The following is a 23898-nucleotide window of genomic DNA, read 5'->3' as shown; positions in this document are numbered from 1 at the left end:
CTCATCAGACCGCCGCCTCCCGCGCCACCGGCCGCCCGTCCTCCGCAGCGCCGGCCGGCTCCGCGACGTCCTCCGGGCGCAGCAGTGACGTACCGGCCGTCTCCTTGAGGGTGAGCGCGGCGATCAGGCCGGCCAGGGCGGCGGCCATGAGGTACGGGCCGGGGACGAGCGTGCTGCCGGTCGCGTCGATGAGCACCGTCATCAGATACGGCACCGTCCCGGCGAACAGCGCCGCCGTGATGTTGTACGCGACCGACAGTCCGCTCTGCCGGGTCCGCGTCGGGAAGACCTCCGCCGACCAGACCGCGTACGTGCCGAGGATGGCGGCGAGCACCGCGCCGAGCAGCAGCCCGGCGATCCAGGTGCCGACGAGGCCCGTGCGCATCAGCAGGAACGCGGGGGTCGCGCCGGCGAACAGGGCGAGCGTCGCGCCGACGAAGACGGGCTTGCGGCCGACGCGGTCCGAGAGCGCGCCGAACAGTGGCACGAGGGCGAGACCGAGCAGGGAGATCGCGGTGGACAGCAGGGCGGCGCTGTCGGCGGAGTGACCGAGGTGGTCGGTCTCGTAGGTGACGAGGTAGGTGAGGACCGCGTAGAACGGGACGTGCATCGCGGTCATCAGGCCCGCCGCTTGCAGGAGTTGGCGCTTGTGCGAGCGCAGCAGTTCGCGGGCGGGGCTGGCAGGGACGGTGCCGCCGGCCTCCAGCGCGCGGTACTCGGGGGTGTCCTCGATCTTGCCGCGGATGACGAAGCCGACGACGCCGAGCGGGGCGGCGACGAGGAACGGCACGCGCCAGCCCCACGCGGTGAGCTGGGCGTCGTCGAGGCCCGTGGACAGCAGCAGGAAGACGAACGACCCGGCGAGGAAGCCGAGGAGCGAGCCGACCTCCAGCCAGCTCACCCCGAACCCCCGGCGGCGGCGCGGCGCGCTCTCCGCGAGGAAGCTGGCCGCGCTGCCGAACTCGCCGCCCGCCGCGAACCCCTGCACGAGCCGCAGCACCACGAGCAGGACGGGCGCGGCGACGCCGATGGAGTCGTAGCCGGGCAGCAGGCCGATGGTGAGGGTCGCGCCCGACATCAGGAAGATGACGAGGGACAGGGTCCGCTTGCGGCCGATGCGGTCGCCGAGCGGCCCGAGGACGAGCGCGCCGACGGGACGGATGCCGAAGGAGACGGCGAACACGCCGAACACGGCGAGCAGTCCGGTGGTGCGGTCGCCCTCCGGAAAGAAGACGGTGGCGACGGTCCCGGCGAGATAGGCGTAGGCCGCCCAGTCGAACCAGTGGACGAACACGCCGACGGCCCCGGCCGCGACGCTCCTGCGCAGCGCGGCCGGATCGGGGGCCGGGACGGTCGCGGCGGGTGGCGTGGCGCTGCTCGGTGAGGTGGGCATACGCGCCTCCTAGGAGGTGGGTTCAGGGGCTCGGGGGGGTGTGCGGTACCGGGCGGGGCGGAGCGGGTCAGCGCGGTTGCGGGGCGCCCTCGGCGGCGCGGTCGACGCCGGTCCAGGCGAGGGCGGTGGCGCTGTCGAGCAGGGCGCGTTCGGCGGTGCCGCCGACGCAGTACGCGGCGAACTCGTGCTGGTGGTTGGTGGCGGGCAGCGAGCCGATGCCGACGTAGGGGTGGATGGCGGGCACGACCTGGGAGACGTTGCCCATGTCGGTGGAGGCACGGTTCATGCGGGCGGCCTGCCCGGGCGGCGCGAACTCCCGCCCGAGAGCGAGGGCGTTGGCGCGATAGTGCGCGAGGGACCGCTCGTCGGTGCGGAACTCGGCGTACGGCTTGCTCTCGGGCTTGATCACCAGCTCGCACCCGGTGGCGAGCGCGCCCGCCTCGAAGGCCCGCATGACGCGCGGCTCCAACTCGGCCAGCTCCGCGAGGGTTTCGGCCCGTACGTACCAGCGTCCCGAGGTGCGTTCGGGTACGGCGTTCGGCGCGTCGCCGGCGTGGGTGACGACGCCGTGGACGCGGGCGGAGGCGGGCAGGTGCTGGCGCAGCAGGCCGATGGCGACCTGGGCGACGGTGAACGCGTCGGCGGCGTTGACCCCGGCCTCGGGGTAGGCGGCGGCGTGCGCGGAGCGGCCGGTGTAGGAGACGCGGGAGTGGCTGACGGCGAAGGGGCGGGCCTCGGCGACGTCGACGGGCGCGGGGTGCGCCATCATGGCGAGGTCGGCGCCGGTGAACGCGCCGCGCTCCAGCATCTCGATCTTGCCGCCGCCGCCCTCCTCGGCGGGCGTCCCGTACACGTCCACGGTGAGCCCGGCGTCGTCGGCGACGGCCGCGAGACCGAGGGCGGCGCCGACGGAACTCGCGGCGATGAGGTTGTGCCCGCAGGCGTGTCCGAGGCCGGGCAGGGCGTCGTACTCGGCGCACACCGCGATCCGCACCGGCCCGCTGCCGAAGCGGGCGTGGAAGGCGGTGTCGAGGCCCACGTAGGCGGCGGTGACGTCGAATCCGGCGCGGTCGAGCAGTTCGGGGACGGCGGCGGCGGCCCGGTGCTCCTCCCACGCGGTCTCCGGGTCGGCGTGCAACTGCTCGGAGAGGGCGACGAGTTGGTCCGCGTGCCGGTCGACGGCCTTCTTCGCCGCGTCCTTCAGCGCGCTCACCGGTCGTCCCCGGGCACGCCGTACGACGGGGAGGACGCGGGGTCCAGGCCACGCTGCACATAGGCGTCCCGCTGCGGGAGCCAGACGTCCACCAGCTCCCCGAGCCGGTCCACGGGGTCGTCGGCCCAGTCGACGCGCAGGTCGGTGACGCGCCAGCCGACGTCCGCGACGACGGCGAGCCCCGCCGAACGCACGGGCCCTTCCTCGCCGCCCGCGTCGACGGCGGCCCGCAGCGCGGCGAGCAGCCTCTCCTCCACCTCGCCCTCGGCGGCGGCGTACGCGTCGAGCAGGACGCGCGGGATGTGGGTGCCGCTGAGCATGTTCCCGGCGGCGACCGCGCCCTCGGCGGTCTCGGAGGCGTACGTGCCGAGGGTGTGCGGGCCGCTGAAGGCGACGCCGGGACCGGTGCGCCCGAGGACGGTCAACTGGCGGTAGGCGATGGTCTTCTCGGTGTCGGCGGCGCCGGTCACCTCCGCGAGGGCGCGGCGGGCGTCCCCGTACGCGCTCAGTCCGTCGAGGAGGCGGGTGCCGAGGACGGGGTCGGTGATGTTCTGCGAGGTCGCCGCGCCGACACCGGGGCGCAGATGGGTGACGCGGGCGGCGACGGCGGGGCTGGAGGAGCTGGTGGCGACGGCGAACCGGTCGCCGTCGCGGACCACGAGCGAGAACGTCATGCGCGGTCCTCCTCCGGGATGACGGCGACGGCGTCGATCTCGCACAGCCACTCCGGGCGGGCGAGCGCGGAGACGACGAGGCCGGTGGAGATGGGGTGGACGCCCTTGGTCCAGCGGCCGACCGTGCGGTAGACGGCCTCGCGGTAGCGCGGGTCGACGAGGTAGATCGTCAGCTTGACCAGGTGTTCCATGCGGCTGCCCGACTCTTCGAGCAGCATCTTGATGTTGGCCATGGCGCGTTCGGCCTGCGCCTCGGCGTCACCGATGCCGACGGACTCGCTGGTGTCGAGGTCCTGGCCGATCTGTCCGCGTACGTACACGGTGTCGCCGGCGACGACGGCCTGGCACAGATCGTTGTCGAGGTTCTGCTCGGGGTAGGTGTCGCGGGTGTTGAAGGGGCGCACGCGGGTGTGGCCGCCGGCGACGATCGGGGGCTTGGGGCTGGTCATCGGGCGGCTCCTGCGGGCTGGGCGGCGAACGGGCGGGCGCCGGGGGCGGCGGCCTGGCGGTCTGCGCCGGTATCGCTTCCGGCGACGGTGTCGGCGGCGGTGTCGACGGCGGTGTCGGTGTCGTGGGCGAGGTAGCGGCGCCGGGTGGCGATGTGGTCGGCGACGTAGCGGGCGTCGTGCCAGACGCCCCAGATGAAGCTGGAGCCGCGCCGCGACAGCCAGGGCAGGCCGAGGAAGTAGACGCCCGGCTCGCGCGAGACACCGCGGCTGTGGGCGGGGCGGCCGGCGTCGTCGAAGGCGTCGACGTCCAGCCAGCCGTAGTCGGCGGCGTAACCGGTCGCCCAGACGATCGAGGTGACGCCCTCGGCGGCGAGGTCGAGGGTCAGGCGGGGCTCGCGCACGCAGTCCGGGTCGGGCCCGATGCGGTGGGCGTCGGGCTCCTCGGGCAGGTCGAGGCCGTTGCGGGTGACGTAGGCGTCGGCGGCGCGCAGCAGGCCGAGGTACTTCTCGTCGCCCTGGGCGATGTTGGCGCCGAGGTCGGGGGCGAAGCGCAGGACTCCGTCCTCGTACGCGGCGGTCATGCCGACGAGTTCGACGCCGGTGGCGGCGAGGGCGCGGAAGTCGACGGTGTGGCCGCCCCGGGCGCCGCTGACGGCGATGGTGACGTGCTCGGCGCCCTGCGGCGGCGTGGTGGCGTCCCACAGTCCGAGCACGCCGAGCCACCAGCAGAAGTCGCGGCCTCGGTACTGCCGCGGCGGCCGGTCGTGCGGGCCGACGGAGAGGAACACGCGGCGTCCGGAGCGCCGCAGTTCGTCGGCGATCTGCACACCGGACGATCCCGCGCCGACGACGAGGACGGCGCCGTCCGGCAGTTGCGCGGGGTTGCGGTAGCCGCTGGAGTGCAGTTGTACGGGGACCGCGCCCTCGGGCACGACCGGCGGGATCACCGGGCGCTGGAAGGGGCCGGTGGCGGCGACGACGAAACGGGCGTCGAGCGGGCCCGCGGAGGTCTCCACGCGAAAGCCCGGCCGCCCTTCTTTGCGGCGCACGGAGGTGACCTCGACGCCGCAGCGCACGGGGGCGCCGATCTTCTCCGCGTAGGCGGTGAAGTACGCGGCGACCTGCTCCTTGGAGGCGAAGGCGCCGGGGGCGAGACCGGGGAACTCCATCCCGGGGAACCGGTCGTGCCAGGCGGGCCCGTTGGCGACCAGCGAGTCCCAGCGCTCGGAGCGCCAGCGCTCCGCGATGCGGCTGCGTTCCAGGACGACGTGGGCGATGCCCTGGGCGCCGAGGTGCTCGCTCATGGCGATCCCGGCCTGCCCGGCTCCGACCACGACGACGTCGGTCCGCTCGACGGCCCGACCGCCGGCCGGCTCGCCGGACAGGGCGCTGGGCAGGTCGCCGGCCAGATCGCGCGGCACATCGTTCGGCACATCGTTCGGCGCGTCGTTCGGCATGTCGTTCGGCATGTGTGACTCCCCTCGGGCGGCAGGCCGTCCCGGTGTCGCGTCGACCGGGCTGCCGCTGCACGTCATCCTGAGGGCGCCCCAAGATCCTGTCGAACAGATGTTTCCGCTGAGAGCCATCGGATTTCCCGATGCAGACGGCATGCCCGCACCGGCGCGACGGCGCGAACTCCCGCTCCCCTCAGGGACGTTGCCCGGCCCCTCAAGGGCGTTGCCCGGTCGCCACGGGGCACAGGACCGGTACCTCACCGCCCCCGAACCGTGGAGGAGCCCCCATGGACCCTGTCGTCGAGGCCCGAGGCGCCCTGCTCCGCGGACTGCCCTGGTGGGCGGTCCTCCTGCTCGCGCTCGCGCTGATCACGGCAGCGCTCGCCCGGCACCGCCGACGCACATAGGCCCGCCGGACGGCAGAACCGCCCGGCGGGCCTGTATGTGGGGGGGCGTGGCGCGCGTCAGCCCCGGTACGTCTCCAGGAGGCGGAGCCACAGTTCGCTGATCGTGGGGTAGGCCGGGACCGCGTGCCAGAGGCGTTCGACGGGGACCTCGCCCGCGATGGCGATGGTCGCGGCGTGGATGAGTTCGCCGACGCCGGGGCCGACGAACGTGGCGCCGAGGAGCACCTCGCGGTCCAGGTCGACGATCATGCGGGCCCGGCCGGTGTAGCCGTCGGCGTACAGGCTGGCGCCGGCCACGTTCGCCAGGTCGTAGTCGACGGCGCGGACCCGGTGGCCCGCCCGCTCGGCCTCGGCGAGGGTCAGCCCTGCGCTCGCCGCCTCCGGGTCGGTGAAGACGACCTGCGGCACGGCGGCGTGGTCGGCGGTGGCCGCGTGGGCGCCCCAGCGGTCCGTCTCCAGGAGCGGCACCCCGGCCGCGCGCGCGGTGATGGCGGCGCCCGCGATGCGGGCCTGGTACTTGCCCTGGTGGGTGAGGAGCGCGCGGTGGTTGGCGTCGCCGACCGCGTACAGCCAGTCGCTGCCTTCGACGCGCAGCGAGTCGTCGACGTCGAGCCAGGAGCCGGGGCGCAGGCCCACCGTCTCCAGGCCGATGTCGTCGGTGCGCGGGGCGCGGCCGGTGGCGAAGAGGATCTCGTCGGCTTCCAGCGTGGACCCGTCGCCGAGCGTCGCGGTGACCGTGGCGCCCTCGCGCCGGACGGCGGTGACGGAGACGCCCGTACGGATGTCGGCGCCCGCCTCCCGCAGCGCGTCCGCGACCAGCTCACCGGCGAACGGCTCCATGCGCTCCAGGAGGCCGCCGCCCCGGACGAGGACGGTGACCTGGGAGCCGAGGGCCTGCCAGGCGGTCGCCATCTCGGTGGCGACGACTCCGCCGCCGACCACGATCAGCCGGCCGGGTACTTCCTGGGCGCTGGTCGCCTCGCGGCTGGTCCAGGGGCGGGCGTCGGCGAGGCCCGGCAGGTCGGGCAGGGCGGCGCGGGTGCCGGTGCACACGGCGACGGCGTGCCGCGCGGTCAGCGTCGTGACCGTGCCGTCATCGGCGGTGACGGTGACCGTGCGGGGCCCGGCGAGCCGCCCGTGTCCCCGGTACAGGTCCACTCCGATGGAGTCCAGCCAGCCGACCTGGCCGTCGTCCTTCCAGTGCGAGGTGAAGTCGTCACGGTGGGCGAGCACGGCCGGGGCGTCGAGCGGGCCCGCCACGGCCTGGCGCAGTCCGGGCACGCGCCGGGCGTCGGCGCGGGCGATGACCGGCCGCAGGAGCGCCTTGCTGGGCATGCACGCCCAGTAGGAGCACTCGCCGCCGACCAGTTCGCTCTCCACGACCGCCGCGCTCAGACCGCCGGCGCGGGCCCGGTCGGCGACGTTCTCGCCGACCGGGCCCGCGCCGATGACCACTACGTCGTAGGTGTTGGGTTCCGTCATGCGCTCAGTCTTCCAGCGTGTTGGCATGTGTGCGTGCCGAGCGGTTGGGTACGTGCGCGGAATACGTCCGCCATGCGGACGGTTGTGCACAGCGGCATTGCCCCCGACGGCTTCGCCCCACACCCCGGAAGCAGGAAGAGGGAAACAACCATGAGCAGCACCACCGTGGAGCTGACCAAGGAGAACTTCGATCAGACGGTCACGGACAACGACTTCGTGCTGATCGACTTCTGGGCGTCCTGGTGCGGGCCGTGCAAGCAGTTCGCCCCGGTCTACGAGAAGGCGGCCGAGGCCAACCCCGACCTGGTCTTCGGCAAGGTCGACACGGAGGCGCAGCCCGAGCTGGCCGCCGCCTTCGGTATCCAGTCGATCCCGACGCTGATGATCGTGCGTGAGCAGGTCGCCGTCTTCGCGCAGCCCGGCGCGCTCCCCCAGGAGGCGCTGGACGACGTGATCGGCCAGGCCCGCAAGCTCGACATGGACGAGGTCCGCAAGTCGGTCGCCGAGCAGCAGGCCGCCCAGCAGGCCCAGCAGGCCCAGCAGCCGAACGAGGGCTGAGCCCCGCTCACCCCGCCCGCCCGCGCGGCGGGCCCCCGCCCGAGGCGGCCGTCCCTGGACGGCCGCCTCGCCGCGTTCCCGGCCCCGCGCCGGGCAGCTTCCGTACGCCACGGCCGCGCACGCCCGCCGGCCCCGGAAACCGCACCCACCACAGCCGCCCACCCGCCCCGGGGCCGGACCCGCCGTTTCGAGGGGGTGTGCGCCGTGTGCCGCGGCCGGGCCGGGGATCAGGTGGAGTCGCGGGCGACGACGCGCGCGGTCAGCACGTCGCGCCGCACCCGCTCGGTGGTGGCGGGGTCGCGGACCAGGCCGTCGACGAGGTCCGCCAGCTCGTGGCCCGAGGGCAGGCCGATGTGGACCGTGGTGAGGCGGGGCCGCAGCAGCCGCCCGAGCGTCAGGTCGTCGGCGCCGACGACGGCGACGTCACCGGGGACGTCGAGCCCGGCGTCCTGGAGGGCCCGCATCAGCAGCATGGCGTACTCGTCGTTGTACGCGAACACCGCTGACAGCCCCTGCGCGCGGATCCGCCGCACGGCGTCGGCGGCGCCGGTCTCCTCGTAGGAGACGTCGAGCCGGACGGTCTCGGCGCCGGAGGCGGTGACGCCGCGCAGCCGGGGCACGGCGAACACGTCGAGGCCGCGTTCGCGGGGCATGACGACGCCGATCCGGTGGTGGCCCCGGGCGCGCAGGTGGCCGGCGGCGGCCCCGCCGACCTTCGCGTGGTCCATGAGCAGGGTGTGCGCACCGGCCACGGGCTCGGGGCCGAGGGTGAGGACGGCCCGCGCCCCGGACCGCTCCAGGACGGCGACGGCCTCGGGGCCGATGCCACAGGGCGCGAGGACGGCGACGGGCCGCAGCTCGGCCCAGGCACGGGCCGCGTCGGCGCCGCCGGGGCCTGCACCGCCGTACTGCACGACGGTGTAGTCGAGGCGGCTGAGCGCCCCCTGGAGTTCGTTCAGGAACGCGCTGTACAGGGGCCCGGCCGGCGCCTCGGGCGTGGGCAGGAGCACGATCCGGGTGTGGCCGGCGCGCAGGCTGCGGGCGGCGGCGTGCGGCACGTACCCGAGCGCGCGGGCCGCCTCGCGGACACGGCGGCGGGTGGGCTCGCTGATGCGGACGGCACGGGTGTCGTTCAGGACGTAACTGACGGTGGCCCGGGAGACGCCGGCGAGGCGGGCCACGTCCGCGCTGGTGGGCACGGCACCCGGGGCGGGCCGGGCGCCTTCGGTGGCCTCGGGCGGCACGGGCGGTCGCTGCTTCGGTATCTGCGCCATGACTCCCGGCATCTTTCCAGACCGCCCGCGCGGGCCCCACCCCGGGCACCGACGCGGCGCGCGCGGGCGCTAACGTGCGTTCACCGCAAGGGAATTGGAGACCTCATGGCCACCACCGGCACGGCACCCGGACTCGGCGCCGCCGCGCGCGCCCTCGCCGACGGGTCGGTGTCCTCCCGCACCCTCGTCGAGGAGACACTCGCCCGCATCGAGCGCGCCCAGCCCGTACTGAACGCGTTCCGCGTGGTGCGCGGCGAGGCGGCGCTCGCGGAGGCCGACGCGGCGGACCGCAGGCTGGCGGCCGGGGAGCGGCTGCCGCTGCTCGGGGTGCCGGTCGCGGTCAAGGACGACATGGACGTGGCCGGGGAGCCGACGGCGTTCGGCTGCGCGGGCGACTTCCCCGTCAGCGGGGAGGACGCGGAGGCGGTGCGGCGGCTGCGGGCGGCGGGCGCGGTCGTCGTCGGCAAGACGAACACCTGCGAGCTGGGCCAGTGGCCGTTCACCGAGGGGCCCGCGTTCGGCGAGACGCGGAATCCGTGGGCGCCCGCGCACACGCCGGGCGGATCGTCGGGCGGCTCGGCGGCGGCCGTCGCGGCGGGCCTGGTGCCGGCGGCGCTCGGCTCGGACGGCGCGGGCAGCGTGCGCATCCCGGCGGCGTGGACGCATCTGGTCGGCATCAAGCCGCAGCGGGGGCGGATCTCCACGTGGCCGTGGCCGGAGGCGTTCCACGGGATCACCGTCAACGGTCCGCTGGCCCGCACCGTGGCGGACGCGGCGCTGCTGCTCGACGCGGCGAGCGGCCCGCACCCCGGCGATCTGCACCGGCCGGGCGCGATCCGGGCCGCCGACGCGGCGCGGCGCGAGCCGGGGCGGCTGCGGGTCGCGGTGTCGCTGCGGATGCCGTTCACGGCGACGCCGAAGCGGCTCGATCCGCGGATACGGACGCGGGTGCTGGCGCTCGCGGAGCGGGTCGCGGCGCTCGGCCACGACGTGGAGGAGGCCGATCCGCGGTACGGGCCCATCGGCCTGACCTTCGTGCCCCGCGCCACGGCGGGCGTCGCGGACTGGGCGGCGCGGGTGCCCGATCCGGCGCTGCTCGATCCGCGTACCCGGCAGTCCGCGCGGGTCGGCCGGCTGCTCGGCGGGGCGCCGCTGCGGGTGTCCCGGCGGGCCGAGGTGCTGCTGCGGCGGCGGGTGGGTGCCCTCTTCGACCGGTACGACGTGCTGATCACGCCGACGACGGCGACTCCCGCTCCGCGGATCGGGGAGTTGGCGGGGCTGGACGGGTGGCGTACGGATCGGGCGATGATCGCCGCGTGTCCTTACGCGTGGACGTGGAACGTGCTCGGGTGGCCCGGGGTCAACGTCCCCGCCGGTTTCGTGGGTGACGGGCTTCCCGTGGGCGCGCAACTCCTCGGTCCCGCGCACAGCGACCCCCGCCTCATCTCCCTGGCCGCCCACCTGGAATCAACCACCCCTTGGTCAAACTCCCGCCCCCCGACAACCCCATAACCACCTCCTCCCCAACCGCCGGAAAGGGTGGGAGCATGCGCTCAGGCCAGCCCCATAGGGGCGCGGGGAACTGCGCGAGAAGCCCCACCGGGGCTGAACTGGACGTACAACATCAACGCACCCGGCGCTGGGTGCCGCCTTGCCCACCCTGCCGCCCCAGGCGGCAGACTGCCCAAGGCGGCGCGGGGCGCCTGAGAAGTGCCGGGATTGACAGCCCCGTCAGGGGCGCGGGGAACTGCGCGAGCGGCCACGACGAACCCGGCACTCTGGGGCGCTGCCCCAGCCCCCGCTCCTCAAGCGCCGGAGGGCTGGGAGTTGGCGCTCAGGCCAACTCCCTGAGGGCCACGACGAACCCGCAGACGAAGAAATCAGCGCAACACCCGCCACAACCCCGCCTGTTCGAACCCGAGCGCCCACACCGCCACCCCCACAACCCCGTACCGCCGCAACACCGGCACACACGCCGCAACCCCACCCGCATCCTGGTACCAGACAGAATGCCGCTTCCCCCGAGCCACATAAGTGAAGTGCGGGGTGCGAGAATCAGGGTCCAGCCGGTAAGGCCGCCGCACCTTCCGCCGCAGAGCCTCCGCCTCGACGGACGTCACATGCGCGGCCCGCGCACGGCTCCCGACGACCCAGTCCCACCCGTACGCGGGAATCCCCATCACGATCTTCCGCCGGGGAACGAGCGCCGTGGCCCGCTCTAGAATCTCCGCGTACCAGGCCGGCGAGGCCAACGGCCCGGGCGGCCCCTCGGCATGGTGCAGGTTGTACCCCATGATCCGCACCTGATCGGCCGCGGCACCGATCCGCGCGTAGTCCCAGACCCGCCCGGTCGTGGCGGTCTGCGGAGTGACGGTGGCGATACACCGCTTGCGCAGGGCGTGCAGCCGCCCGCACAGCTCCGTGATGAAGTCGGCGTAGGCGGCGCGGACAGCGCGATAGCGGCCGGCCGGGGTCGGCGCGATGGTCTCGTAGTCGATGTCGAGCCCGTCGTACGCGCGGTGCCGTACGAGCGCGACGAGCGCGCGGACGTGCCGGGCGCGCTGGTCACGGCTGGTCAGGATGCGATCCAGTGCCCCCGGCTTGAGCTGTTCCATCACCGTGGGGACGACCTGGACGCCGCGCGCGTGCAGCCCGTCCACGACCCGCCGCTCCCCCGCCCCGGGGAAGCCGGTGACGCGGTCGGCGCCGCGAGTCTGATACCAGAAGGGGCTGACGGTGTGCAGCCGGGCGGAGTGCGCGAGCGCGTGGCGCAGGGCGGCCTCCTGGTTCCAGTAGGGCAGCCAGGCGGAGACCGTGCGACCGGGCCGGGGGCCCGGCGGGGCCTGCGCGGCGTGCGCCGGCGGGTTCGCGGCGAGCGGCGTGACGAGGGCGGCGAGGGCGAGCGCGCAGGAGGCTATGTGTCGGCGTGTCATGTCCCGAGCCTGCGGTCGGCGGCCCGGGCGCGCCGCGCGGGCTGGGCCGTCCAGGTCCCCCTGTGCCCCGTACGAGCGCCTTGGCTAACGTGACCCCCGTGACTGCCTTCACTGACGAACCGACACACGAGCACCCCGGCCGCGACGGCGCCACCGCCACCGTGGAGGCCGACCCGGACCGGGTCGGACCGGTGCGCACGGAGTACGCGCCGGAGCACGACGGCGCCCCTGACCCGGGCGAGATCGTGTGGACCTTCGTGCCGTACGAGGAGAACGACGGGCGCGGCAAGGACCGGCCGGTGCTGGTCGTGGCCCGGGAGCGCGCCGGGACGCTGCTCGCCGTGCAACTGTCCAGCAAGCGGCACGACGACGACCGCGAGTGGGTGGCGCTCGGCTCGGGCCCCTGGGACCGCGAGGGCCGCGAGTCGTGGGTGAACCTCGACCGGGTGCTGCGGGTGCACGAGGCCGGGATGCGGCGGGAGGCGTGCGCGCTGGACAGGGGCCGGTTCACGACGGTCGTGAACCGCCTCCGCGACCGCTACGCCTGGACCTGACCACCGGGGCTGAACTGGCCGCACAACGCACCCGGCACTCCGGGGCTCCGCCCCAGCCCCCGCTCCTCAATCGCCGGAGGGGCTGGGAGTTGACGCGGAGGCCAGCCCCGTAAGGGGCGCGGGGAACTGCGCGACCGGCCACGACGAAAGCCGAGGCCCCCCACCGGCCGGAGCCGACCTCCCCGGGGTCACAGGAAACCGCGCGCTCAGCGAGACGCACCGGCCCCGAGCTGACTCAACTCCCGCTCGAACGCGGCCAGCGTCACCCCCCGCCGGTCGAGAACCGCGAAGACGACCTCGTCGAAGCACCCCCGGAAGCGCCCGCCCAGCAGGGCACGAAAGGCGCCGGCGACCTGCGCGGGGTCGTTGCGGAAGACACCGCACCCCCAGGCGCCGAGGACGAGCCGCCCGTACCCTTCGGCGACCGCGACCTCCAGAACGCGGGCCGCGCGGGAGGCGAGGGCGGGTCCGATCTCGGCCACGCGCTCGGGCGAACGGGCCGCGATCACCCCGGCGTTCGGCGCGGGCGAGGTCAGGAAGCCCACGGTGAACGGCTCGTCGAGCAGCCGCCCCGCGTCGTCGCGGAAGACGGGGACGCCGGGCGCGTGGATGACGCGGTCGGTGTAGAAGGCGTCCCGGTGGGCGCGGTGGTGGGCGTAGTACTCCGGGGCGCGCAGCAGGCACGTGTACAGCGCGGAGGAGCGGCAGAGGGCCTCTTCCTGGGCCTGCGCCCCGTTGAGGAAGCCACCGCCGGCGTTGCGGGCCGAGGCGAAGTTCAGTACGGCCACGGGCTCCGGCGCCGCGTCCGTCATGCGGCGGGCCGCTTCGAGGCTGCTCTCGCCGGTGACCTGGACGGCTGTCGGCGCGGGCCGCGCGGGGGCGGCGGGCACCGGTACCGGCTCCGGGCCGTACAGCCGCGTACCCTCCCGGGCGCGCTCGACGGCGTCACGGAGCGTGACCGTAAGGCCGTCGTCGAGGCGGTACTCCCCCGCGTCGACGATCTCCCGCGTCTCGCGCGCGATGGCGCGCAGCCGGCTGCTCATCGGTGTGCCTCCGGCCTGTTCCCCGTCTTGTCCATGAACCCATCGTGTGTGGACGGTGACAAGCGGGGCAACGGAATTTCGCGCTCTTGTGCGCACGCGCGGGACGGTCTTGGCTGGGACGGGCGCCGCTCGCGGGCGGCGCCCGGACCGGTCGAATCGACGGCATGGTCCTCTTTGGGGACCATGGGAGGCATGAGAACCAGGAGGTTCTTGGCATGAGCGAGGCAGACTGTTCGCCCCTCGGTGAGCTGGTCACCGAGGCCGAGGTGGAGGCCCTGGTCCAGGGCATCTGCTTCAAGACCGGGCCGCCGCGCACGGTCGGCGTGGAACTGGAGTGGATCGTTCACGAGCCGCGCAGGCCGCGCCTGACGCTGCCCCCGGAACGGCTGGACGCCGCCTATGTGGCGCTGCGCGCGCTGCCGCTGCGGTCGGCGCTGACCGTGGAGCCGGGCGGCCAGTTGGAACTGAGTTCCGCGCCGGCCGCCTCACTGGCGGCGTGTGTCGCGGACATGCGGGCCGACCTCGCCGCCGTACGGGCGTCGCTTCTCGGCCACGGGCTCGTCCTGTCCGGCCTGGGCACCGATCCGTGGCGGCCGCCGCGCCGGGTGCTGCGCCAGCCCCGGTACGACGCGATGGAGGCCGCGCTGGACCGCGCGGGACCGGCCGGGCGGGGCATGATGTGCTCGTCGGCGTCCGTGCAGGTGTGCCTGGACGCGGGGCACGAGGAGCCTGGCCCGCGCGGGCACCGCAGACGCTGGGTGCTCTCCCATCTCCTGGGCGCGGTGCTGGTCGCCGCGTTCGCCAACTCCCCGATGCTGACGGGCCGTTCGACAGGATGGCGGTCCACGCGGCAGATGCTGTGGGACCGCATCGAGGGCAGCCGCTCGGACGCACCCCGGATCACGGACGAGCCCCGTTCGGCGTGGGCGCGGCACGTCCTGGACGCGGGCGTGATGTGTGTGCGCGAGGACGGCGAGGGGCCGTGGCAGGTGCCGGACGGGCTCACGTTCCGGCAGTGGGTACGCGGCCGGGTTCCGCGCCCGCCGACCCGCGCGGACCTCGACTACCACCTGACCACGCTGTTCCCGCCGGTGCGGCCGCGCGGCCATCTGGAGCTGCGCATGATCGACGCGCAGCCCGGTGACGACGGCTGGCTGGTGCCGCTGGCGGTGACGACGGCCCTGTTCGACGACGCGCAGGCCGCCGAGACCGCCTACCGCGCGGTGAAGCCGCTCGCCGAGCGGGCCGGTGCCGCGCCCGCGCCGCACAACCCGCTGTGGCGGGACGCGGCCCGTCTCGCGCTGACCGACCCGGAGCTGCGGGAGGCGGCGACGGCCTGCTTCGCGGCGGCGCTCGAAGCGCTGCCGCGGCTCGGCGCGGGCCCGGACGTGTGCCGTGCCGTCGCGGAGTACACGCACCGCTATGTCCTGCGGGGCCGCTGCCCCGCCGACGACGTACTGGACCGGCTGCCCGGCTCCGCGCAGGGCGGCCCCGCATCGGGGAGGACCGTGCGCTCATGACCGTCGAGGAGAACGTGACCTGGGACCCGTCGGCGCTGCGGGAGCGCGCGGCGCTGGCGCTCGATGCGGCGCGGCGGCGGACGACCCTGCTGACGAGCTGCGTCGAGGTGCCTGAACTGACCGCGCAGCACTCGCCGTTGATGTCACCGCTGGTGTGGGACCTCGCGCACATCGGCAACCAGGAGGAGCAGTGGCTGCTGCGGGCGGTCGCGGGCCGGGAGGCGATGCGGCCCGAGATCGACCCGCTGTACGACGCGTTCGAGCATCCGCGTTCCGAGCGGCCGAGCCTGCCGCTGCTCGCGCCGGACGAGGCGCGCGGGTACGCGGCGCAGGTGCGGGGGCGGGCGCTCGACGTGCTGGAGCGGGCGTCGTTCGACGCGGAGGGCCCGGACCGGCTGACCCGCTCCGGGTTCGCGTTCGGGATGATCGCCCAGCATGAACAGCAGCACGACGAGACGATGCTGATCACCCATCAGCTCCGCAAGGGTCCGGCGGCGCTCACCGCCCCGGACCCGGCCCCGCCGTCCGGCCCGTACGAGGGTCCGGCCGAAGTGCTCGTGCCCGGAGGCCCGTTCACCATGGGCACGAGCGCCGAGCCGTGGGCGCTGGACAACGAACGGCCCGCCCACACCCGGCTCGTCCCGGCGTTCCACATCGACGCGACCCCGGTGACGAACGCCGCGTACGAGGAGTTCATCGCGGACGGCGGCTACCGCCAGGAGCGCTGGTGGGCACCGGCGGGGTGGGCGATGGTCCGCGAACACGACCTGGAGGCACCGCTGTTCTGGCGCCGGGAGGGCGGCCGGTGGGTGCGCCGCAGGTTCGGGGTGACGGAGGCGGTGCCGCCCGACGAGCCGGTCCTGCACGTGAGCTGGTACGAGGCCGACGCGTACGCCCGCTGGGCGGGGCGGCGGCTGCCGACGGAGGAGGAGTGGGAGAAGGCGGCCCGCTTCGACCCGGCGACGGGCCGCTCCCGCCGCTACCCGTGGGGCGACGCCGACCCGACGCCCGACCACGCGAACCTTGGCCAGCGCCATCTGCGTCCGGCACCCGCCGGGAGCTATCCGCTCGGCGCGTCGCCGCTCGGCGTACGGCAGTTGATCGGTGACGTGTGGGAGTGGACGGCGAGCGACTTCCTGCCGTACCCGGGGTTCGTGGCCTACCCGTACCGGGAGTACTCGGAGGTGTTCTTCGGGCCGGACCACAAGGTGCTGCGGGGCGGTTCGTTCGCCGTGGACCCGATCGCCTGCCGGGGCACGTTCCGCAACTGGGACTATCCGGTCCGGCGGCAGATCTTCGCCGGGTTCCGCACCGCGCGCGACGCCCACCCGCAGGAGGCGCCCTGATGTGCCGTCACCTCGCTTATCTGGGCCCGCCCGTTCCGCTCGGCGAGATCGTCGACGGGCCCGCGCACAGTCTGCTGCGCCAGTCCTGGGAGCCGCGCAGGCAGCGCCACGGCACCGTCAACGCCGACGGCTTCGGTGTCGGCTGGTACGCCGAGGGCGATCCGGTGCCCGCCCGCTACCGGCGGGCCGTGCCGATCTGGGGCGACGAGACATACCCGGACCTGGCCCGCGTGGTGCGCTCGGGCGCGGTGCTCGCCGCCGTCCGGGACGCCACGCTGGCGGGCGCCGACGGGCAGGCGGCGGCAGCGCCGTACGCGAGCGGCCCCTGGCTGTTCAGCCACAACGGCGCGGTCCCCGGCTGGCCGCGCTCGCTGGCGCCGCTCACCACGACGCTGCCGGCGACCGAGCTGCTGTCCCTGGAGGCGCGGTGCGACGCCGCGTTCCTGTGGGCGCTGGTGCTGTACCGGCTGCGCGCGGGCGACGAGCCGCCGCAGGCCCTCGCCGACACCGTCCGCGAGGTCGCCGAGGCGGCGCCCCGCGCGCGGCTCAACTTCCTTGTCACCGACGGCGCGACGATCGCCGCGACCGCTTGGGGAGACACCCTGTGGTATCTCACCGGGCCCGGCGACCGCACGGTCGTCGCCTCCGAACCGTACGACGACGATCCGCGCTGGATCGAGGTCCCGGACCGCACCCTGCTCGCCGCGACCCGCACCGACGTCCTGCTGACCCCGCTCAAGGAGCCGTCTGCGTGAGCCAGTTGCCCCCTTTCGACGTGACCCGCACCCTGCCCGAGGACGCGACGGGCGCCGCGCTGCGCGCCGACGTCCTGCACGGCCTGACCCGTAGCCCCAAGTCGCTGCCGCCCAAGTGGTTCTACGACGCGCGCGGCAGCGAACTGTTCGACGAGATCACCCGCCTCCCCGAGTACTACCCGACGCGGGCCGAGCGCGAGATCCTCATCGCGCGCGCCTCGGAGATCGCCGAGGCGACCGGCGCCGCGACCCTGGTCGAGCTGGGGTCCGGCTCGTCCGACAAGACCCGGCACCTGCTCGACGCCCTGCCCTGGCTGCGGGCGTACGTGCCCGTGGACGTGAGCGAGTCCGCGCTGCGCGGCGCCGCCCGCACGCTGCTCGACGAGGGGCGCTCGCTCGCCATCCACGCCCTGGTCGCCGACTTCACCCGGGCGGTCGAGCTGCCGCCGACGCCGGGGCCGCGCCTGGTGGCGTTCCTCGGCGGCACCATCGGCAACCTGCTGCCCGCCGAACGGGCCGCGTTCCTCACCTCCGTACGCGGACTGCTGCGGCCCGGCGACTTCTTCCTGCTGGGCACGGACCTCGTGAAGAGCGAGGAGGTGCTGGTCGCCGCGTACGACGACGCGGCGGGGGTGACGGCCGCGTTCGACAAGAACGTCTTGGCTGTCGTCAACCGCGAGCTGGGCGCCGACTTCGACGTCGACGCGTTCGAGCACGTGGCGCTCTGGGACGCGGAGCGGGAGTGGATCGAGATGCGGCTGCGATCCACGGCCGCGCAGACCGTGAAGATCCCGGCGCTCGGCCTCGCCGTGGAGTTCGCGGCGGGCGAGGAACTGCGCACGGAGGTGTCGGCGAAGTTCCGCAGGGAGCGCGTCGCCGCCGAACTGCTCGCGGCCGGGCTTGAGTTGGCCGAGTGGTGGACGGACGGCGAGGAGCGGTTCGCCCTGTCACTGAGCCGGGTCGCCGCCGACTGACCGGGCGGCCGTGCGGGTCACTCGCCGCTCTCGTCGAGGCGGCGGGTGATCTCGCGGGACGCCTTCTTCGCCTCGGTCGCGGCGTCCGCGCCGTTCAGCACCCGGGACATGTACGCCTTGATGGGGTTGTCGGCGGACTCGACGGACGCCCACAGCGGGGACGCGGGCGTGGCCTTGCCGTGGGCGGCGCCGACGGCCATCGCGGCGACCCCGGGCTCCCCGGCGACCGCGCCCGCGAGGGTCGTCTTGTTGGGGACGTAGTTCATGGTGCGGGCCAGTTCGGTGTTCCAGCGGCGCCCCGCCAGGGCCTTGACGACGGCGACGGCGCCCGCGCGGTCGGCGGTGTTGGCGGGGACGACGAGGTCGGAGCCGCCGGTGAAGACCGCCCCGGCTCGGCCCGCGCGCTTGCCGGGGATGGGGAAGTACCCGAGCTTGCCCTTGAGTCCGGGGTTCTTCTCCAGGATGCGCTGGGCGGCGCCCGGCACGGAGATGATCTGCGCGATGTCACCGCCCGCGAACTGCTCGGTCTGCGGCGGGTGTTCCTCGTCGGCGTTCTTCGGCCCGTCGCCGAGCGCCTGGAGGCGGGCGTAGAACTCCATGCCGCGCAGGGCGGCGGGCGTGTCGAGGGCGCCGGTCCACACGCCGGTCGCCTCGCGGGCGAGCTCGCCGCCCTCGTCCCAGACGAACCCGGACAGCGTGTACCAGTCCTGGCCGGCGAGGTAGATGCCCTGCGTGGAGCCGGTGTTGAGGCGGCGCGTCAGCTCCAGCCAGTCGTCGCGGGTGGCGGGCGGCTTGCGGACGCCGGCACGCCGGAAGAGGTACTTGTTGTAGATGACGACGCGGTTGGCGGCGTACCAGGGGATGCCGTACTGGCGGGACTTGGCGACGCCGGGCTCGGCGAGACCGGGCAGCCAGTCGTCCATGCCGAGGTCGCGGGCGGACTCCAGGGACAGATCGAGCAGCCCGCCGCCGTCGATGTACTGCGGTACCTGCGTGTTGCCGACCTCGATGACGTCCGGGGTACCGGCCTTGGCCCGCTTGAGGGCGAGCGCCTTGGTGACCTTCTCGCCGATGCCGGTCCACTCCTGGATACGGATGTCGAGCGTGAGGCCGCTGTTGTCCGCCTCGAAGCGCTCGGTGAACCTCTTCAGGAACGCGTCGGACGCGCTGCCCCGCATCAGCCACACGGTGACGGTCCGCGTCCGGGGCGCGTCACCGCCCGGGAGCAGCCCGCACGCGGTGAGCGGAGCGCCCGCGACGAGGAGGGAACCGAGGGCCAGCACGGATCGACGGGTTCTCACGGGGGTCACTTTCTGCCTGCGGACAGGGAGGGTCGGCCCGACGTGGGGGAAGCGCACGGCGCGTACGGGTGTGCTCGGATTTTGGTATGTACCAATACCCCGGTCAAGGGTTACCGGAAGTTCACCTCCCCGCGAACACCGGCACACTCCCCTCTCGCGCAACGGTGGCGCCGCCCGGCGGCCTGGGGCACGGTGGAGGCATGTCGAATCACACGTACCGCGTCACGGAGATCGTGGGCACGTCCCACGAGGGTGTCGACCAGGCGATCCGCAACGGCGTCAAGCGCGCCTCGCAGACCCTGCGCAACCTCGACTGGTTCGAGGTCACGCAGGTCAGGGGCCAGATCGTGGACGGCGAAGTCGAGCACTACCAGGTCGGCCTGAAGGTCGGCTTCCGCCTGGACGACGACACCGCGTCCTGACGGCGACACCCCGTCCTGACGGCGCTCACCGTCCCCCGATCGCGCCGGGCCGGGCCGCTCAGGTCCGGCCCTCTCGTTCCTGCGCGTCTCTGAGCGGCGCGGACTGCGGCGCCCACGTCGCCCGTACGACCGGGTAGCCGGCGCTCTCCGCGTCCTCGCAGACCAGGGGGTCGTCGTCCACGAAGAGGCGCAGGTCGCGGCCGCGGGTGAGGCGGCGCAGCAGGTCCAGTTTCGTGCGGCGGGCGGGCCTGCGGTCGTGGTCGCGGCGCATGTGCAGCTCGCCCGGCGGCAGTCCGTGCGCGGCGAGCCAGGTCTCGGTGTCGGCGCGGCAGCGCTCGGGGCGGCCCGTCAGATACACGATCTCGCACTCCTCGGCGCTGCGTCGGGCGAGCGTGACGCCCTCGTCGAGCGGCGGGTCGTGCGGGGCGGCGGCGAAGAACGCGTCCCAGTCGCGTGGCCTGCGCTCGAGAAAGCGCCGGCGGTGGCCGGTGTCGGCGAGCGTGCCGTCGAGGTCGAAGACGGCCAGCGGGCGTGCGTCGGGGGGCATGGGCGCCAGCCTAAGGTCGTACGGGGGCGCCCGCGCGGGAATCCTGACGCGCCCAGGGCGTTGGAACGGACGTGAGCACCGTGATCGAGTCGACCCGTTTCTCCGTCCTGGACCGCTCCCGCACCCGCGAGGGGCATTCCGCCGCCGACGCGCTGCGCGACACGGTCGCGCTCGCCCAGGACCTGGAGCGGCTGGGGTACGCGCGGGTGTGGGTCTCCGAGCACCATGGCGTGCCAGGCGTCGCCGGTTCCGCGCCGACCGTCCTCGCGGCCGCCGTCGCCGCCGCGACCCGCCGCATCCGGGTGGGCACGGGCGGGGTGATGCTGCCCAACCACCAGCCGCTGGTGGTGGCCGAGCAGTTCGGGGTGCTCGAAGCGCTGTTCCCGGGCAGGATCGACATGGGTCTCGGGCGTTCGGTGGGGTTCACGGACGGGGTGCGCAGGGCGCTGGGCCGGGGCAAGGACGACGCCGACGACTTCGCGGGGCAGGTCGCCGAACTCCTCGCGTTCTTCGTCGGCACGTCCGCGACCCGTGTCCACGCGCGCCCGTCGGAGGGGCTGCGCGTGCCGCCGTTCGTGCTGGCGATGGGCGAGGGCGCCACGATCGCCGCCGAGGCGGGCCTGCCCCTGGTGATCGGCGACTTCCGCTCCCGGGAGCGGATGCTGCGCGGCATCGAGCGTTACCGCGAACTGTTCCGCCCCTCGGCGTGGGCGCCGGAGCCGTACGTGGTGATCTCCGGGACCGTCGCGGTGGCCGGCAGCGAGCCGGAGGCCCGCCGGCTGCTCGTGCCCGAGGCGTGGTCGGGGGCGTACAGCCGCACCCACGGGACGTTCCCGCCGCTGCCGCCCGCCGAGCGCGTGGCGGCGCTGGAGATGACCGCGAAGGAGCGCGAGCTGTACGAGTCCGGGCTGCGCGGGCACGTCGTGGGCACCGAGGAGCAGGTCGCGGGCGGGCTGGAGACGCTCATCAAGGAGAGCGGCGCCCAGGAGGTGCTGGTCACGACCAGTACGTACGACCGTGAGGGCCTGCTGGAGTCCTACCGCAGACTGGCCCGGCTCGCGCGCCTGACCCCAGCCTAGGATGGTGGGGTTTGGTCGCTTTTCCTCACCCGAGAGGGAGCGTCGTCCGGTCGTGACCGCGCGGCGCGCGACCGTCCCGTACGCCGTCGATCTGGAGCGTCACCGATGTCCGAGCCGTCCTCGCCTGGCCCCCACGCCCCGCTGCCGCCCGCGCACGACGGGTTCGTGCGGGTGCGCGGCGCCCGTGAGCACAATCTGCGCGGGGTCGACGTGGACATCCCGCGCGATGTGCTCGCCGTGTTCACGGGCGTGTCCGGCTCGGGCAAGTCGTCGCTGGCGTTCGGCACGATCTACGCGGAGGCGCAGCGCCGGTACTTCGAGTCGGTCGCCCCGTACGCGCGGCGGCTGATCCATCAGGTGGGGGCGCCGGAGGTCGGAGAGATCAGCGGGCTGCCGCCGGCGGTGTCGCTCCAGCAGAGCCGGTCGGCGCCGACGTCCCGGTCGTCGGTGGGCACGGTGACGACGCTGTCGAACTCGCTGCGGATGCTGTTCTCGCGGGCGGGCGACTACCCGGAGGGCGCCGAGCGGCTGGACTCCGACGCGTTCTCGCCGAACACGGCGGCCGGGGCGTGCCCGCACTGCCAAGGACTCGGGCAGGTGCACCGCACGACGGAGGAGCTGCTGGTCCCCGACCCGTCGCTGTCGATCCGCGACGGCGCCATCGCGGCGTGGCCCGGCGCGTGGCAGGGCAAGAACCTGCGGGACGTCCTCGACACGCTCGGCTACGACGTGGACCGGCCCTGGCGGGAGCTGGCGCGGGCGGACCGGGAGTGGATCCTGTTCACCGACGAGCAGCCGGTCGTCACCGTGCATCCGGTGCGGGAGGCGGGCCGTATCCAACGCCCGTACCAGGGCACGTACATGAGCGCGAACCGGTATGTGCTGAAGACGTTCGCGGACTCCAAGAGCCAGACGCTGCGGGCGAAGGCGGAGCGGTTCCTGCGCAGCGAGCCGTGCCCGGTGTGCGGCGGGGCGCGGCTGCGGGCGGAGTCGCTGGCCGTCACGTTCGCGGGCCGCACCATCGCGGAGCTGGCCCGGCTGCCGCTCGCGGAGCTGGACGCGCTGCTCGACGCACCGGACCAGAGCGCGACGGCGCGGGCGCTGACCGACGACCTGCGGGCGCGGATCGGCACGGTCGCCGAACTCGGGCTCAGCTATCTGAGCCTGGACCGCGCGACCCCGACACTGTCGGCCGGTGAGCTGCAACGCCTGCGCCTGGCCACGCAGTTGCGCTCCGGCCTGTTCGGCGTGGTGTACGTGCTGGACGAGCCGTCGGCGGGGCTGCATCCGGCGGACACGGAGTCGCTGCTGACGGTGCTTGAGCGGCTGAAGGCGGCGGGGAACTCGGTGTTCGTGGTCGAGCACCATCTCGACGTGGTGCGGCGCGCGGACTGGCTCGTGGACGTCGGCCCGCTGGCCGGTGAGCACGGCGGGCGGGTGCTGCACAGCGGGCCGGTGGACGGGCTGCGGGGCGTCCCGGAGTCGGCGACGGGCCGGTTCCTGTTCGCCGACGGTCCGATGACGCAGCGTCAGGCGCGGGAGCCGCGGGGCTGGTTGAAGGTGGGGCCGGTGACGCGGCACAACCTGCGCGGGGTGAGCGCCGAGGTGCCGCTCGGCGCGTTCACCGCCGTCACGGGTGTCTCCGGGTCCGGCAAGTCGACCCTCATCGGGGAGATCACCGAGGACCTTGAGGGCGTGGGGCGCCTCGTGGTCGTCGACCAGAAGCCCATCGGCCGCACCCCGCGCTCCAACCTCGCCACGTACACCGGCCTGTTCGACGTCGTGCGCAAGCTGTACGCGGGCACCGACGCGGCGAAGGAGCGCGGGTACGGGGTCGGGCGGTTCTCGTTCAACGTGGCGGGCGGGCGCTGCGAGACCTGCCAGGGCGAGGGCTTCGTCAGCGTCGAACTCCTCTTCCTGCCCTCCACGTACGCGCCCTGCCCGGACTGCGGCGGCGCCCGCTACAACCCGGCGACGCTCGAAGTGACGTACCACGGGCGCAGCATCGCGCAGGTCCTCGATCTGACGGTGGAGGCGGCGGCGGAGTTCTTCGCTGCGTCCGGCGACGACGCGGCGCGCCCGGTGCTGCGCAGCCTGCGCACGCTGCTCGACGTGGGGCTCGGCTATCTGCGGCTCGGCCAGCCGGCGACCGAGCTGTCCGGCGGCGAGGCCCAACGCATCAAGCTGGCCAGCGAGTTGCAGCGGGTGCGGCGCGGAGACACCCTGTACCTCCTCGACGAGCCGACGACCGGGCTGCACCCCGCCGACGTGGAGGTGCTGCTGCGCCAACTGCACGGCCTGGTCGACGCGGGCCAGTCCGTGGTCGTCGTCGAGCACGACATGACGGTGGTCGCGGGCGCCGACTGGGTGATCGACATGGGGCCCGGCGGCGGTGACGAGGGCGGCCGGGTCGTCGCGGCGGGCCCGCCCGAGGCGGTGGCCGCCGACCCGGCCAGCCGGACGGCGCCCTATCTGCGACGCGTCATGACCGGCTGACGGGCGTCATGGCCGGCTGAACGC

At 74.4% G+C, this 23898-nt stretch carries 21 protein-coding genes; 10 read left to right on the top strand and 11 right to left on the bottom strand.

What is annotated here, in order from left to right; all coding sequences use genetic code 11:
* Window positions 1-4: 4 nt before the first annotated feature.
* The 6 genes from ACZ7LY_RS18400 to ACZ7LY_RS18375 all read right to left on the bottom strand — a co-directional run bounded on the left by ACZ7LY_RS18400 (window position 5) and on the right by ACZ7LY_RS18375 (window position 7072).
* The gene (locus ACZ7LY_RS18400) at window positions 5-1393 is read right to left on the bottom strand and encodes an MFS transporter (RefSeq protein ID WP_471625654.1); all 1389 of its coding nucleotides are present in this window, start codon (window positions 1391-1393) and stop codon (window positions 5-7) included.
* 67 nt (window positions 1394-1460) lie between these two features.
* Window positions 1461-2606, bottom strand: a complete 1146-nt coding sequence (locus ACZ7LY_RS18395; protein ID WP_471625653.1) for a M20 family metallopeptidase — start codon at window positions 2604-2606, stop codon at window positions 1461-1463.
* Window positions 2603-3280, bottom strand: coding sequence for a DUF1028 domain-containing protein (locus ACZ7LY_RS18390; protein WP_471625652.1), 678 nt, complete (start codon window positions 3278-3280; stop codon window positions 2603-2605). Before ACZ7LY_RS18390 ends, ACZ7LY_RS18395 begins: the two co-directional genes overlap by 4 nt.
* A complete protein-coding gene (locus ACZ7LY_RS18385) occupies window positions 3277-3729 on the bottom strand; it encodes a RidA family protein (RefSeq protein WP_471625651.1) in 453 nt (150 codons plus the stop codon). Before ACZ7LY_RS18385 ends, ACZ7LY_RS18390 begins: the two co-directional genes overlap by 4 nt.
* Window positions 3726-5198, bottom strand: a complete 1473-nt coding sequence (locus ACZ7LY_RS18380; RefSeq protein WP_471625650.1) for a flavin-containing monooxygenase — start codon at window positions 5196-5198, stop codon at window positions 3726-3728. Before ACZ7LY_RS18380 ends, ACZ7LY_RS18385 begins: the two co-directional genes overlap by 4 nt.
* Window positions 5199-5647: 449 nt before the next feature.
* Window positions 5648-7072: a dihydrolipoyl dehydrogenase family protein gene (locus ACZ7LY_RS18375; RefSeq protein ID WP_471625649.1), complete on the bottom strand. Its 1425-nt coding sequence runs from the start codon at window positions 7070-7072 to the stop codon at window positions 5648-5650.
* A 150-nt stretch (window positions 7073-7222) separates the two neighbouring features.
* On the opposite strand from ACZ7LY_RS18375, the gene trxA reads away from it, so the two are divergent.
* On the top strand, window positions 7223-7630 hold the full coding sequence (gene trxA, locus ACZ7LY_RS18370; protein WP_471625648.1) for a thioredoxin: 408 nt from the start codon (window positions 7223-7225) through the stop codon (window positions 7628-7630).
* A gap of 227 nt (window positions 7631-7857) precedes the next feature.
* Here trxA and ACZ7LY_RS18365 read toward each other — a convergent pair whose 3' ends face one another.
* Entirely contained in the window at window positions 7858-8904 is a 1047-nt protein-coding gene (locus tag ACZ7LY_RS18365) for a LacI family DNA-binding transcriptional regulator (protein ID WP_471625647.1), read from the bottom strand.
* A 105-nt stretch (window positions 8905-9009) separates the two neighbouring features.
* Here ACZ7LY_RS18365 and ACZ7LY_RS18360 point away from each other — a divergent pair, with 105 nt between their 5' ends.
* Entirely contained in the window at window positions 9010-10416 is a 1407-nt protein-coding gene (locus ACZ7LY_RS18360; protein ID WP_471625646.1) for an amidase, read from the top strand.
* 368 nt (window positions 10417-10784) lie between these two features.
* On the opposite strand, the gene ACZ7LY_RS18355 is transcribed toward ACZ7LY_RS18360, so the two are convergent.
* On the bottom strand, window positions 10785-11837 hold the full coding sequence (locus tag ACZ7LY_RS18355) for a glycosyl hydrolase family 18 protein (RefSeq protein WP_471625645.1): 1053 nt from the start codon (window positions 11835-11837) through the stop codon (window positions 10785-10787).
* A gap of 98 nt (window positions 11838-11935) precedes the next feature.
* Here ACZ7LY_RS18355 and ACZ7LY_RS18350 point away from each other — a divergent pair, with 98 nt between their 5' ends.
* Window positions 11936-12391, top strand: a complete 456-nt coding sequence (locus ACZ7LY_RS18350; protein WP_471625644.1) for a type II toxin-antitoxin system PemK/MazF family toxin — start codon at window positions 11936-11938, stop codon at window positions 12389-12391.
* 206 nt (window positions 12392-12597) lie between these two features.
* Here the strand turns inward: ACZ7LY_RS18350 and ACZ7LY_RS18345 are convergent, their stop codons facing one another.
* Entirely contained in the window at window positions 12598-13434 is an 837-nt protein-coding gene (locus ACZ7LY_RS18345; protein ID WP_471625643.1) for a TIGR02452 family protein, read from the bottom strand.
* A gap of 215 nt (window positions 13435-13649) precedes the next feature.
* Between ACZ7LY_RS18345 and egtA the strand changes: the two genes are divergently transcribed.
* Genes egtA through egtD form a run of 4 tightly spaced genes read left to right on the top strand, consistent with a single transcriptional unit; the run spans window position 13650 to window position 18029 of the window.
* Window positions 13650-14954, top strand: coding sequence for an ergothioneine biosynthesis glutamate--cysteine ligase EgtA (egtA, locus tag ACZ7LY_RS18340; RefSeq protein WP_471625642.1), 1305 nt, complete (start codon window positions 13650-13652; stop codon window positions 14952-14954).
* Window positions 14951-16300 carry an ergothioneine biosynthesis protein EgtB gene (egtB, locus tag ACZ7LY_RS18335; RefSeq protein WP_471625641.1) on the top strand — a complete coding sequence of 450 codons (1350 nt, stop codon included), beginning with the start codon at window positions 14951-14953 and terminating at the stop codon, window positions 16298-16300. The genes egtA and egtB overlap by 4 nt, the downstream gene beginning before the upstream one ends.
* Window positions 16300-17055: an ergothioneine biosynthesis protein EgtC gene (gene egtC, locus ACZ7LY_RS18330; protein WP_471625640.1), complete on the top strand. Its 756-nt coding sequence runs from the start codon at window positions 16300-16302 to the stop codon at window positions 17053-17055. The genes egtB and egtC overlap by 1 nt, the downstream gene beginning before the upstream one ends.
* Window positions 17056-17060: 5 nt before the next feature.
* On the top strand, window positions 17061-18029 hold the full coding sequence (gene egtD, locus ACZ7LY_RS18325; protein ID WP_471625743.1) for an L-histidine N(alpha)-methyltransferase: 969 nt from the start codon (window positions 17061-17063) through the stop codon (window positions 18027-18029).
* Window positions 18030-18046: 17 nt separating this feature from the next.
* On the opposite strand, the gene ACZ7LY_RS18320 is transcribed toward egtD, so the two are convergent.
* The gene (locus ACZ7LY_RS18320; protein WP_471625639.1) at window positions 18047-19330 is read right to left on the bottom strand and encodes an extracellular solute-binding protein; all 1284 of its coding nucleotides are present in this window, start codon (window positions 19328-19330) and stop codon (window positions 18047-18049) included.
* A 200-nt stretch (window positions 19331-19530) separates the two neighbouring features.
* Between ACZ7LY_RS18320 and ACZ7LY_RS18315 the strand changes: the two genes are divergently transcribed.
* Entirely contained in the window at window positions 19531-19752 is a 222-nt protein-coding gene (locus tag ACZ7LY_RS18315; protein WP_471625638.1) for a dodecin, read from the top strand.
* 58 nt (window positions 19753-19810) lie between these two features.
* On the opposite strand, the gene ACZ7LY_RS18310 is transcribed toward ACZ7LY_RS18315, so the two are convergent.
* The gene (locus ACZ7LY_RS18310) at window positions 19811-20299 is read right to left on the bottom strand and encodes a phosphatase domain-containing protein (protein ID WP_471625637.1); all 489 of its coding nucleotides are present in this window, start codon (window positions 20297-20299) and stop codon (window positions 19811-19813) included.
* Window positions 20300-20370: 71 nt separating this feature from the next.
* Here ACZ7LY_RS18310 and ACZ7LY_RS18305 point away from each other — a divergent pair, with 71 nt between their 5' ends.
* Together ACZ7LY_RS18305 and ACZ7LY_RS18300 are read left to right on the top strand one after the other, a co-directional pair.
* A complete protein-coding gene (locus ACZ7LY_RS18305; RefSeq protein WP_471625636.1) occupies window positions 20371-21378 on the top strand; it encodes an LLM class flavin-dependent oxidoreductase in 1008 nt (335 codons plus the stop codon).
* A 105-nt stretch (window positions 21379-21483) separates the two neighbouring features.
* A complete protein-coding gene (locus ACZ7LY_RS18300) occupies window positions 21484-23874 on the top strand; it encodes an ATP-binding cassette domain-containing protein (RefSeq protein WP_471625635.1) in 2391 nt (796 codons plus the stop codon).
* The last annotated feature ends 24 nt before the right edge of the window (window positions 23875-23898 follow it).

Source organism: Streptomyces sp. NPDC107550 (assembly GCF_055639095.1).
The sequence above is the reverse complement of the archived record's forward strand: the minus strand, read 5'-3'. Positions and strand labels throughout refer to the sequence as shown.